Here is a 13,214-nt window from a genome sequence, read left to right on the forward strand (position 1 = left end):
GTGCCGCTGGTCAGGGGCGGTAGGCGGCGCGGTTGTGGTACGTGACCTTGCCGGCGGCGAGCTTGGTGGGGGCGAAGAGCTGGTCGACCGTGACGAAGTGGAAGCCGCGGGCCGTGAGGGCCTTGATGATGCCCGGCACCGCGTCGACCGTCGTCCGGTGGATGTCGTGCATCAGGACGATGTCGCCGGGCCTGGTCTCCGCGTTGACGTACTTGACGAGCCGCGCCGAGTCCTTGTACTTCCAGTCGAGGGTGTCGACGCTCCAGTGCACCAGCGGGCGCCCGGCGGCCGACCGGACGGTCGCGTTGTGGGCGCCGTAGGGGGCACGGAAGGTGGTCGGCTTCTTGCCGGTCGCCTGCTTGATGGCCGTGTCGGTGCGGGAGAGCTGCGACTTGACCTTGGCGGCGCTGAGCTTGGTCAGATTCGCGTGGTCCCAGCTGTGGTTGCCTATCTGATGGCCGGCCTGCGACGCGGCGCGCATCGTCGCCGGGTTCTTCTGGACGTTCGTGCCGACGGCGTAGAACGTGGCTCTGACGTTCCTGTCGTTCAGGAGGCCCAGCAGCCGCTGGGTGTCCTTGACCGGCCCGTCGTCGAAGGTCAGGGCGACGCACTTCACCTTGCGGCAGTCGACGGCCTGGGGGGCGGCGGAGGCTGATGTGGCGGTGCCGACGAGTGTGGTGGCGCACAGGGCTGACGTGACGGCCGAGATGACGAGGCGACGTTGCATCGGATCCTCCGGTGGCGGTGAACTTCCCGCTGAACTTCCCTTTCGGGCAACGGACTTGCCTGTAAGACGCACATGGCGCCGCCTTGGATGTACGCCGGGGGCAGCACGATGCGGAGTCGCTCGGACCACTTCGGCGGGCGGTTGTCCGGCCCCCGGCCCGCCCGCTCACGATCCGGTCCGGGGCCGCCCCCGCCTTCCCCGGCGCACGCTCGCGCCTGCGGCACAACTCGCTCTGTTTACAGGTGAGTTGAGAGGGGAGGACAAAGGCGGGACAGGGGCGGGGTGGTCGTGTGAAGTGGCGTCGTCGGCCGAAGTCCGGGACCTCCGCGGACGGTGCGGAGCCGGAGCCCTCCCCCACGCACGGCACGGGCCCGGCCGGCGAGGACCCCGACGCCGACGTCAAGCAGCGCGTGGGCGCGCTGTTCTCCGAGGCGCAGGAACGGATGCTCGAAGGCCTGTCCCCCCAGGCCGTGCCGCTTCAGCAGGAGGCCCGGCGGCTGATGCACTTGCTGGTCGACCGGAACCCGGACGACCTGGAGGCCCGGCGGATGCTCGGCAGCCTCCTGTACGGCCTGGGCTCCACGCTGGCCGCCGCACACCAGCCGGACCAGGCACTCGCCGTCCTCACGGAGTGCGCCGGCGTCTACGAGGCACTCGCCGGCGCCGGTGAGTCCGGCATGGCGCCGCTCCTCGCGGACGTCCACGCCCGCAAGGCCCAGGCGCTGACCCGGCTGGGGCACGGTATGTCCGCCGTCGTCGAGTCGGACCAGGCAGTCATGGCCTACCTGGACCTCGGCGCCGACTCCGGCGACAGCCCCCTGAACCTGGACCTCGCCCGGGTCCTCAGCATGCACGCGGGCGTGCTGTACGAGTACGGCGACCGGGACCTCGCCGTCTGCGCTGCGGACTGGGCCGTCCGGTACTACTTCGCCAAGGCCGGGACCGTCAACGGTGGCCCGCCCGCCGAGGCCTTCACCCACGGGCGGTACCTGCGGCAGGCCGCCGCTGTCGCGGCGCGGGTCCACACCCAGCAGGGCAGAGCCGAGATCGCCCTGGCGGTCGGTGCGACGGAGGTGCACAGCGCGAGGGTGATGGCACTGCCGGACGGGCCGGACGACCGCGCCAACCTGGCCTCCGCCCTCACCCGCCACGGACTCAACCTCCGCGTCGCGGGCCGTACGGCCGAGGGCAACGACCTCGTCCGGGAGGCCCGCGGCATCGATCCCGCCGTCGAGGCCGACGCCACGCGGGAGTGGCAGGAGCTGACCGGCCGGAGCGCCGGGCCGGGCCGCCTGCACACCTCCTACTCCGCCGCGATCGCCGCCGCGGTCCGCCTGCTCGGCGAGAACGAGGTGCCGTCGGTCCTGCGCGACCTCGCGTTCGACCCGGCGGCCGGGGCCACGACCGTGACGTCCTCCCTGCGCTGCCCGCCGCAGAGCGCGCCCGGCCTCGCGACCCTGCTCGCCCTTGTCGCCGTCCGCCTGCTGGACGATCCGGACCCGTCCGCCACCCGGGCGGCCGGCCTCCTCGGGCGCGAGGCGCACTGTCTGTTCGCCTCGGCCTCCCAGGACCGGGAGGCCGAGGCGATGCACCAGCGGTTCCGCGAGTTCGGGGGCTCCTGGGCGCGGCTGCTGCTCGCCCTGATCCCCACGTTCGCGGCCAGTCCCGGGGCCGCGGCGCTGGCGGAGGACCTGACGGGCTGGCTGGGCGGCGTCGCCCTCCAGCTCCAGCCGTTCACCTTCGTCGACGAGCCGACCCGCCGGCTGGTCGAGCAGTGCACCGCCCTCATCGAGCGCCAGGGTTCCTGACCGGGCCCGCCCGGCACACACACGCAGGACCCGCCCGGCACATACGTGCACGGCACACCCTTGCCGGGAACTTAGGCCCGCCTTACTATGGTCAATCGCACCACTCAGGGCCCCGGCCGTCACACCGGTCCGCCCGCGGCGAGCGCTCCACCGACGCAGCCTGGCCGTTCCTCCCCGGTGCCCCAAGGGCCTGGGAGGCACCCCCAGCCGGCACACGTCACGGGACCCGCCCTTGAATCACGCATCTGCCACGCCCATCGGTCTGTACGACCCCGCCCGCGACCACAGCGACTGCGGCGTCGGCTTCCTCACCCGCCTCGACGGGACGCCGAGCCATGACGTCATCCGCAAGGGCGACGAGGCGCTCCGCGCCATCCCGCACCGCGGCGGCACCTCCGCCGAGGGCGTCGGCGACGGCGCGGGCGTCAGCGTCGACCTGTCGGTGGAGTTCTTCGGCGCGCTCACCGGCGAGGACCTGCGCGCCGGGCACTTCGGCGTCGCCAACTGCTTCGTGCCGACCGACCCGGACCGCCGCGCCCACGCGGTCGGCCTCGTCGGCCGCTGCGTCGCCGAGGAGGGCTTCGAGACCCTGCTCGTACGGGACGTGCCCGTCGACCACAGTGTGGCCCGGCCCGCCGCCGAGCAGTACCAACTGCCCATCGTGCAGTGGGTGTTCCGCGCCCCGGAGGAGTGGTCCCGCGAGGACGTCGACGCGGCCGCCCACCGCGCGCTGCTCGCCGTCGAGGCCGTCGCCTACGCCGACGCCGACACGTACGCCGGGCTGTACCCGCTCTCGCTCAGCGCGCGGACCCAGGTGCTCAAGGGCCGCCTCAATTCCGGTGAGATCGTCGGGTACTTCCGCGACCTCACCGACCCCCGGCACTCCGTCCGGTCCCTGTACTTCCACACCCGGTTCTCCACGAACACCGAGCCGCACCCGACCATGGCGCAGCCGTTCCGGCTGATGGCGCACAACGGCGAGCTGAACACCGACCGCAAGAACCGGCTCAGCGACGAGGCCCTCGCCCGCGCCCGGACCCGCAGCATCGTGCGTCCGCCGGGCCAGTCCGACTCCAGCCGCCTGGACCAGACCCTGCAGAGCCGCGTGTTCGACGACGGCCTGGACCTCGTCGAGGCCGTCGTGTCCCTGATGCCGCCGGCCTGGGAGAACGACCGCACCCTCCCCGCCCCCGTCCGCGACATGCTGGAGTACTTCTCGCTCTACGAGGAGAAGAACGACGGCCCCGCCGCCCTCATCTTCAGCGACGGCGACGTCGTCGGCGCCCGCCTCGACCGGCTCGGGCTGCGCCCGCTGCGTACGGTCGAGACGGCCGAGTACCTGATGGTGGCCTCGGAGGCCGGCCAGGTCGCGTTCCCCGACGACGAGGTCGTGCGCCGCGGCCGCATCGAGGCCGGCGGCATGCTCGTCGTCGACCACCGCGCCGGACGCGTGCTGCGCACCCGCGAGGTCCTCGACGCCCTCGCCGCGCGCCGCCCGTACGGCGACCTGCTCGACGCGGCCCGGGTGCACCTCGACGACCTGCCCGCCCCCGACTACTACCGGGGCACCACCACGCTCGGCTACGACGGCGACCTGAGCCTCGCCGGCCGGTACGTGGCGTACGCGCTGAACCAGGAGAGCTTCCGGTTCATGCTCGACCCGATGCTCGCCACCGGCTCGGAGCGGATCTCCGCGATGGGCTACGGCAACGCCATCAACGCGCTCAGCGACACCGAGGGCGGCATGGCGAAGTACTTCTCGCAGCGGTTCGCCCAGGTCACCAACCCGCCGCTGGACAGCATCCGCGAGGCCGACGGCATGAGCATGCGGGTCGCGCTCGGCCCGAAGCCCGACGGCACCCACGAGACCAACGGCCGCCAGCTGGTCGTCTCCTCCCCCGTCCTCGGGCATCTCGACATGGTCCGGCTGCGGGACCAGCGGATCGTGCCGCTGGAGCGGTTCGCCATGCTCTACGAGCCCGTGGCGGGCGACGAGTCGGCCAACGCCGACGCGCTCCGCTCGGCCCTGCACCGGCTCTGCGACGACGTCGAGCGGTTCGCCGCCGAGCAGGGCGGCATCGCGCTGCTCACCGACCGGGCCGTCTCCTCCACGCGCGCCCCGCTGCCCGTGATCCTCGCCGTCGCCGCCGTCAACCAGCGGCTCATCGAGACCGGGCTGCGGCTGCGCGTCTCGCTCGTCGTGGAGAGCGGCCAGCTGGCGTCCTCGCACCATGTCGCGACCGCGCTCGGCTTCGGCGCCTCCGCCGTGTACAGCCTGAGCGCACGGCTGCGCGCCGAGGAGAAGTTCCCCAGCGCCGCGGCACCCGCCGGCGAGATCACCGAGACCGACCGGGCGCTCGCCAAGTTCCGCAAGGCGGCCGAGAAGTCCCTCGCCAAGACCATGGGCCGCGTCGGTCTGTGCACCGCCGAGAGCTACATCGGCGGCGAGTTCTTCGAGCCCAACTACCTCGACACCCGCGACGACGTCTTCGCCCGGACCTTCCCGCACATGGAGGCCCCGGTCGGCGGCGTCGGGTTCGCCCGTATCGCGCAGGCCGCCACGGACTGGCACGAGCGGGCCCGCACGGTGGAGACCGACCAGCAGATCCCGCTGCTCGGGCTGTTCAAGGAGCGGTCGGACGGCGCCGGGCACTCCTTCGGCGTCACGGCCGTGCGCGGCTTCGGCGACATGGTCGAGGAGCGGCCGGAGTTCGGGAAGCCCGACGACTCCGACGCGCTGCGTCTGCTCACCCTCGGCCAGCTCGACGACGCGTTCGGCATCACCGACGCCGCGTACCGCAACACCGGGTACGACGCGCTCAGCGAGGCCGAGATCGACGCGTTCCGGATCACCCCCGGCTACCGCGCCTTCCTGCGGACCACGCACGAGGAGCGCTCCCGCCGCCCGGCCGCGCTGCGGGACGTGCTCGCCCTGCCCGCCGATGTCACGGGCCTGCGTACGGCCGAGGACTTCGCCCGGGAGCTGGGACGGTTCTCCACCGACGGGAACGCCAGCGTCACCGTGCGCGGGATGGCCGTGACGGTCACGGCGGAAGGCGTCCGTCTGCGCCTCACCTCCCCGGGACCCGAGGCAGCCGAGCGTCATACGGCCCTCGCCGACGGCCTCGCCCGCCTCGGTGACGTCCGGACCGTCGCCGCGGACGCCGACGGGGTCGTCGTCACCGCCTCCGGCACCGCCGCCCGGCTCCTCGCCCTCCTCGACAGCGCCCCCGACAGCGTCCCGCTCGACGAGGTCCAGCCCGCGCACGAGATCACCCGCTCGCTCGCCTCCGGCGCGATGAGCCACGGCGCGCTCGTGGCCACCGCGCACGAGGCCGTCGCCCACGGCACCAACATGGTCGGCGCCCTGTCGAACAGCGGCGAGGGCGGCGAGCACCACACCCGGTACGGCACCATCCGGGGCTCCCGGATCAAGCAGTTCGCCTCCGGCCGGTTCGGCATCTGGGCGGGCTATCTCGCCGACCCGATGCTCCAGGAACTGGAGATCAAGATCGGGCAGGGCGCCAAGCCCGGCGAGGGCGGCCAGCTGCCCGCGCCGAAGGTCACCGTGGACATCGCGGCGGCGCGCGGCGGCACCCCCGGCATCGAGCTGATCTCCCCTCCCCCGCACCACGACACGTACTCCATCGAGGACCTCGCCCAGCTCATCCACGACTGCAAGGCCGCCCGCGTCCGGGTGATCGTCAAGCTGGTCTCCTCGGAGGGCATCGGCACCATCGCGGTCGGCGTCGCCAAGGCCGGCGCGGACGTCATCAACGTCGCCGGGAACACCGGCGGCACGGGCGCCGCCGCCGTCACCAGCCTCAAGTACGCCGGGCGTTCGGCGGAGATCGGCGTCGCCGAGGTCCACCAGGCGCTCGTCGCCAACGGGCTGCGGCAGAAGGTCGTGCTGCGCTGCTCCGGCGCCCACCAGACCGGCGGCGACGTCGTCACCTCGGCCCTGCTCGGCGGCGACAGCTTCGAGTTCGGCACGACGGCGCTGATGATGCTCGGCTGCGTCATGGCGAAGAACTGCAACGTGAAGTGCCCGGCCGGGCTCACCACCAACCCGGAGGTCTTCGAGGGCGACCCGCGCGCCCTCGCCCAGTACCTCCTCAACATCGCGCACGACGTCCGGCAGATCCTCGCCCGCCTCGGCCTGCGCTCACTGCGCGAGGCCCGGGGCCGTACGGACCTGCTCCAGCTCCTGGACCACCCGGCGAGCGTCGGCCGTCTCGACGTACGGCGGCTGCTGGCCCGCGTGCCGGAGAAGATCGTCGAGCACCCGGAGTACCTGGAGAAGGACTTCACCACCGACGACGCCCTGATCGAGCGGGTCCGCGAGGCGCTCCTCGACCGGCGCGAGCCGTCCCTGCTCGTCGAGGGCGTCCGCCTCGGCAACAGCGACAAGTCGGTGGGCGGCCAGCTCGGCATCGATGTGGAGCGCCTCCTCAACCACGAGTTCGAAGGCTCCGTACCCGCCGTCACCACCGACGACCGCGGCCGCCGCCGCCTCGTCGACGACGCGGTCCGCATCCGCACCACCGGCTCGGCCGGACAGTCGTACGGCGTGTTCTGCAACGACGGCATCACCCTCGAACACACCGGCACCGCCAACGACGGCGTCGGCAAGAGCCAGAGCGGCGGCCGGATCGTCGTCCGCGCCCCCGGCGGCGGCAGCGCCGAACGCGGCGGCAACGTCCTCGTCGGGAACTTCGCGCTGTTCGGCGCGACCGGCGGCCGGACCTTCGTACAGGGCGAGGCCGGCGACCGGTTCGCCGTGCGCAACTCCGGCGCGACGGCCGTCGTCGAGGGCGTCGGCGACTTCGGCTGCGAGTACATGACCGGCGGCACGGTCCTCAACCTGGGCGGCTTCGGCAAGGGCCTCGGCAACGGCATGAGCGGCGGGTTCCTCTACCAGTACGACCCCTCCGGCGAGCTGGCGGGCCGGGTGAGCGCCGACTCGCTCCTCGTCTTCCCCGTGACGGACACCGCGCACGGTGCCTTCCACGAGGAGGCCGTACGCCTGCTGCTGACCTGGCACGTGGAGGCCACCGGCTCGCCGCTCGCGGCCCGGCTGCTGGAGAACTGGCCGAGCGAGCGGGAGCACGTGTACTGCGGGATGCCTCGCGCGCTGCTGCTCTACCAGGACGCGGGGGAAATCCTCGCGGCGGCGACCCGCAACGAGCTGTTGGACGAACTGGCGACCTCGATCGCGACGGACAAGCTCCGCGCGTTCAAGGTGGACTACCGCGACCGCCGCACCGTCCTCGGCGGCCGGGCCCCCGCCTTCGGCGACCAGGGCAGCGACGACATGTTCTCCCTGCTGTCCTCGTACACGGTGCTCGGCGTCGCGCAGGACCTCGCGCTCCAGCGGGTGCCCGGCGCGAGCGGCCCGGACGACCCGAAGGTCGCCGAGGCCGTCCGGAACCTGATCCTCACCGAGGACTTCTTCGTCAAGCAGCGGGTCGTGAAGTACCTGCGCGGCACGCTGGACCGCTTCGACGACGGCGAACTCGCCACGCTCATCGCGATTCTGCGGCTCGACGACTACAAGCGCGCGCTGAAGCAGCGCAACAACCTCAGCGTGGACGCGCCCGGCACCTACGGCTGGATCGTCCACCAGATGACGAAGAACGCGGGCCGCGTGCGCGCCGCCCGGTTCGACGAACTGCTCGCGAACGCCGCGCTCGACGACCTCGCCGCGCGCCTCGCCCCGCAGGCCCCGACCGAGACGGTGACCGCGTGACCCTCCTGCCCCCGGCCCTGCCCGCGACCGGTTCGGCCCTTCCCCCGACCGGCTCCCTCATCCCGGCCGACGCGCCCTTCTCCGCCCAGCAGGAGGCCTGGCTCGCCGGGTTCCTCGCCGGTGTGGCGGCCGCCGGACGCCGGCAGGGCGCGGGCTCCGACGCGCCCACGGCGACGATCGACGTCCTGATCGGCACCCAGACCGGCAACGCCGAGCTGGTCGCCGAGGACGTCGTCGCCGGCGCCCGCGCCCGCGGCCTCGGCGGCCGGACCACCGCGCTCGACGACGTCACCCCCGAGGCGCTCGCCGCGATGTCCCACGTCCTCGTCGTCACCTCGACGTACGGCGAGGGCGAGATGCCCGACAACGCCGGCCTGTTCTGGGAGGCGCTGCAGTCCGACACCGTGCCCCGCCTGGAGAACACGCGCTACGCCGTCCTCGGGCTCGGCGACCGGGGCTACGACGACTTCTGCCAGGCCGCGAAGCTCATCGACACCCGGCTGGAGCAGCTGGGGGCGACCCGGCTGCACGAACGCGTCGACTGCGACGTGGACTTCGAGGAGCCGGCGGCGGAGTGGACGACGGCGGTGCTGGAGCGCCTGGTCGCGGAGACCGGCGCGCCGGGCACGGCCACGGGTACGGGTACGCCCGCGTCGAAGGCACCGGAGGCACCCGCACGCCCCCGCTCCCCGTGGAACAAGCGCACCCCGTACCCCTCCCGACTCACCACGAACCGGCTCCTGTCCTCCCCGCACAGCGCGAAGGAGATCCGCCACTACGAGTTCGACCTCGGCGACAGCGGCATCACCTACGAGGCGGGCGACGCGCTGGCGGTCGTACCGCTGAACGACGAGGCGCTGGTCGGGGCGTTGCTGGAGCACCTGGGCGAGGTCGGCGACGCGGAGACGGCCGAACTCCTGCGCACCGAGCGGGAGATCCGCATCCCGTCGAAGGAACTGATCGCCGACCTCGTGGAGCGGGCCCCCACGAGCGAGCTGGCCTCGGTCGTCGCCCACGGCGACCGCTCGGACCTCGACTCCTGGCTCTGGGGCAGAGACGTACTCGACCTGCTGCGCGACTCCGGCCCGAAGGCACCGTCCCTGGCCGAACTCCTGCCCCTCCTCCGGCCGTTGCAGGCCCGCCAGTACTCGATCTCGTCGAGCCCGCTGGCCCACCCGGGCAGCGTCCACCTCACGGTCGCCTCCGTCCGCTACGGCCGCCACGGGGGCGTCGCGTCGACCTACCTCGCGGACCGGGTCGGCGCGGACGCCACGGTGGGCGTCTATCTCCAGCCGAACGCCTCTTTCAGTGTCCCCTCCGACAACGACTCCCCCATGATCATGATCGGCCCCGGCACGGGCGTCGCCCCCTTCCGCGGCTTCCTGCACGAGCGGGCCGCGCGCGGGGCCTCCGGCCGCAACTGGCTGTTCTTCGGCGACCGGCACCGCGAGACGGACTTCGTCTACGAGGACGAACTGACGGACCTCCGCCGACGCGGCGTCCTCACCGAACTCGACCTCGCCTTCTCCCGCGACCAGGCCAAGAAGGTCTATGTCCAGACGCGGATGCGGGAACGGTCGCGGGAGCTGTACGCGTGGCTGGAGGACGGCGCGCACGTCTACGTCTGCGGCGACGCCTCCCGGATGGCGAAGGACGTCGAGGCGGCCCTGCTGGGCGTCATCTCCGAGCAGCGCGGCCGCGGCGACGACGACGCGGCGGAGTACCTGGCCACGCTCCGCCGGGCGAAGCGCTACGTCCGGGACGTGTACTGACCATGACCGACCACCACGGCTGCGGCTTCGACGCGTGCTGCGGCCGACGGTCGGGCACCGCACGCCTGATCGACCCCCGGATGCCGGAACTGGCTCGCAGCCTGACCCTCTTCCGCCACGTCCAGGCGGTCACCGGCGGCCCGGTCGCCCGCCTCGACCAGGCGGGCAGCTACGCGGTACCGAGCCTGCGCGGCGAGGCGTTCGCCGTCCATCCGGGCTCGGGGTCGGGCTCGGGCTCGATCGCGCTGCGCCTGGACGCCGACGGGGTGACCTCGGCCGTGGTCACCCGGGACGCCGAGGACGCGGTCTCGATACGCCTGCTCGACACGTACGGCCGGGCCGTGCACGAGGGGCGCCTGCTGTCGGAGGGGGACCGCCTCCTGGTCGGACTCGCGGGGACGATCGAGCCGGGGTCCGGGATGGGGGCGGCCCCGTCACCCCCCGTCCCCACCTGGGAGAACGGTGACCAACTCGCCCAGCTGGACGCGATCCTCACGGACGGCGGTTCCGCCCGGCGTACGGCGATGACCCGCTACGGCGGAGAGCACCGCGAGGTGGATCCCGCCCTCGTCCCCTCCGTCCTGGACCACGTCTGCTCGGTCGGCCTGCCCATCGGCGTCGCGGTGTTCGCCCCGTCGGCGATGCAGGCGTGCGCGGGCCCGGTCCACGTCACCGACCGCACGGTCGGAGGACGCGTGTACGCGGCGGTGGCGAACGCCTCCCTGGAGCTGGACCTCCCCGCCGTCCACTCCTGCCACCTCGTCCGCTCCCCCGCCGCCCACGGCCCCACGTCCTCCCTCGAACTCGACGACGAGGACGGCGACTGCGTCGCCGTCCTCACCCAGTTCGGCATCGTGGGAGAACAGGTGCACGGGGCGTGGGAGCACTTGACGGCAGCACTGCCGTAGGAGCGCCCGCCACGGCCCGGCGCCTGTCATCGGTGGCCGGCCGGTCAGTACAGCTTGTTGACGGCCGTGGTCGTGGTCTTCTTGAAGGCGGCCACGGGCGCACCGGTGAAGTCGCCCAGCTGCTGCCACTGAACGACGGTGACGGTCCTGCCGTCCCGTCCCACCGACATCAGGGCGACGTCGGTGCTGCCCCCCGCTGTCTCGACGTTCACGCCGCGGACGCGGGCGCCCTCCTCGACCGGCAGCGTGCCGAAGTCCCGGCCCTCGGCGTCCACGTCGGGCGAGCCCGCCTCAAGACGGTCGGCGCAGGTGCGGAACAGATCGTCGTAGTGCTTCGCCAGGCCCTTGGCCAGAGCGGGTGTGCTCGCCACGACGGTCAGCTGCACGGCGCCGGTGTCCACGTCGGTCCGGAACTCCCGGTGCCGGTAGTCGTAGTCGGGCACGTTCTCCGTGTGGAAGCAGAGGTCGAGCGACGCCGGGACCCCCTCGGCGACCGGACCGGCGGTCCAGGACGACGTCGGGTGCGGCGGCAGCTGCGACGCCGACAGGAACTTGGGCGCGGCCGCCTTCGACGCGGCGCCGGCGGCCGGCGCCGTCAGCACCGAGCCCGCCGCGAGGGCGACGACGGCGAGTGCGGTGAGAGCGCTGGTACGGATGCGCATGGACATGGGTGTTCCCCCGAGAATGAGTGACTGATGCGTGGACATGAACGCCCCGAGGAGACCGGCTGGTCGTTGGTCCGGCCCTGCTCGGTGCGACACCAGAAGCATCAGCGGTCCCCCCGACCGGACGCAACAGCCGACGGCCCCTCAAGCACCCTGGAACCATCCCAGCCCATCTGACCTGCGGATACACGGGTGCCTGGGATACCGCGCCGGAGCCGATCCGGGTCGTACGAGGACGGGGAACCCGTGCCCTGGGCCGGCACGTGCCCCCCAGCGACACCGGACGCATGGACGCGACGGCCCCCGCCCCCATGGACGAGATCGTCACCTCCCTCACAACCGGCCTCACCGCGCGCGGCTGGCACACCACGCACCACCAGGGCCCGTGCCCTCGCCGGCCTCGGTACCGTCCGCGACCTCATCGACGTCCAGGCCGCCTCCCACCATCGCTCCACGGGTCAACTGCGGCTGCGATTCGTCAGGTTGCGCTGACTGCCGACGGGTAGTGTCCCGTGCGTGCTGGCTGAACGACGACACCAACTCATCCTTCAAGCCCTGCGCTCGGGTGGCACCGCGTCCGTGACCGACCTCGCCGGGCAGCTTGGTGCCAGTGCGGCGACCATCCGTCGTGACCTCCTCAAACTGGAGGGGGACGGGCTGCTCACCCGGGTGCACGGCGGAGCGGTGGTCGAGGAGGACCAGCCGCCCTTCGACGAGGCCGCCGCGGTGAAGGTGAAAGAGAAGGACGCGATCGCCGCCCAGGCGGCCACGATGATCGAGGACGGTCAGTCGGTCATTCTCGACAGCGGAACGACGGTGCACCGGCTGGCGCTTCAGCTGCATGGTCGCCGACTCACGGTGATAACCAACAACCTCGCGGTCTACGACGAGCTCATCGATGACGACAACATCGACCTGATGTTGCTCGGAGGCATGGTCATCCGCGAGTCACGCATGTTGGACGGTTTCGTGACCGAGGACAACCTCCGGCAAGTGCATGCCGACTGGCTGTTCATGGGAGCTTGCGGCCTTCGCCCTGGCGGCCAGGTCATGGACACCACCGTGGCCGAGGTGCCCGCCAGACGCGCCATGATTCGCGCCAGCGACAAGGTGGCCCTCCTGGCCGACAAGAGCAAGTTCCCGGGAACGGGCATGGTGAAGATCTGCGATCCGGAAGACCTGGATGTGGTCATCACCAACGCGTCAAAGGACGACGCGACCTGTGGGGCCCTGCGTGAGGCCGGCGTGAGGGTGATCCCGGTGGTTCCGGACTCGGCCAGCGGCTGACACAGCAGCTACGTCGAGGATGTCGAAAGCGACCAACTCCCCTCCGGCAAAAGAAAATGCCACTGAACGCGCGAAGAGATCCCGCGCACGCCCGCGCCCCACCCCCACCTCTGTCCGAGGGTGCCACTCGGCTCGTCTCGGCCGTGGCCGTGAGACACCTGACGGCGTCACCGCCGGAAGCCCCCCGTTGACGCTCACCGCCCGTTGATGCTTTCCTCTGGGAAACGTTACCTTTAACTTTCAAGATCTTGCGCCGGGCTCGGAGTCGAGCCGGCCGCCGAGTCGTCCCCCACAGGAT

7 protein-coding genes are annotated in these 13,214 nt (G+C 72.3%); 5 read left to right on the forward strand and 2 right to left on the reverse strand.

Annotated elements, in window-relative coordinates:
• Positions 1–10: 10 nt before the first annotated feature.
• Positions 11–727, reverse strand: coding sequence for a polysaccharide deacetylase family protein (locus tag HW837_RS02265; protein ID WP_045558736.1), 717 nt, complete (start codon positions 725–727; stop codon positions 11–13).
• A gap of 290 nt (positions 728–1,017) precedes the next feature.
• On the opposite strand from HW837_RS02265, the gene HW837_RS02270 reads away from it, so the two are divergent.
• From HW837_RS02270 to HW837_RS02285, 4 genes are all read left to right on the forward strand, one after another.
• A complete protein-coding gene (locus HW837_RS02270; RefSeq protein WP_193379430.1) occupies positions 1,018–2,535 on the forward strand; it encodes a hypothetical protein in 1,518 nt (505 codons plus the stop codon).
• Between the two features lie 232 nt (positions 2,536–2,767).
• Positions 2,768–8,284: a glutamate synthase-related protein gene (locus HW837_RS02275; RefSeq protein ID WP_193379429.1), complete on the forward strand. Its 5,517-nt coding sequence runs from the start codon at positions 2,768–2,770 to the stop codon at positions 8,282–8,284.
• Positions 8,281–10,056: a diflavin oxidoreductase gene (locus tag HW837_RS02280; protein ID WP_234442596.1), complete on the forward strand. Its 1,776-nt coding sequence runs from the start codon at positions 8,281–8,283 to the stop codon at positions 10,054–10,056. The genes HW837_RS02275 and HW837_RS02280 overlap by 4 nt, the downstream gene beginning before the upstream one ends.
• A gap of 2 nt (positions 10,057–10,058) precedes the next feature.
• On the forward strand, positions 10,059–10,964 hold the full coding sequence (locus tag HW837_RS02285) for a ChuX/HutX family heme-like substrate-binding protein (RefSeq protein ID WP_193379428.1): 906 nt from the start codon (positions 10,059–10,061) through the stop codon (positions 10,962–10,964).
• 44 nt (positions 10,965–11,008) lie between these two features.
• On the opposite strand, the gene HW837_RS02290 is transcribed toward HW837_RS02285, so the two are convergent.
• Complete coding sequence (locus HW837_RS02290; RefSeq protein ID WP_045558732.1) at positions 11,009–11,632, reverse strand: hypothetical protein; 624 nt, start codon at positions 11,630–11,632, stop codon at positions 11,009–11,011.
• 513 nt (positions 11,633–12,145) lie between these two features.
• Between HW837_RS02290 and HW837_RS02295 the strand changes: the two genes are divergently transcribed.
• Complete coding sequence (locus HW837_RS02295) at positions 12,146–12,916, forward strand: DeoR/GlpR family DNA-binding transcription regulator (protein ID WP_045558731.1); 771 nt, start codon at positions 12,146–12,148, stop codon at positions 12,914–12,916.
• Positions 12,917–13,214: the final 298 nt, after the last annotated feature.

Origin of the sequence: Streptomyces caniscabiei (genome assembly GCF_014930365.1) — a bacterium.
Taxonomy (GTDB): Bacteria; Actinomycetota; Actinomycetes; order Streptomycetales; family Streptomycetaceae; genus Streptomyces; species Streptomyces caniscabiei.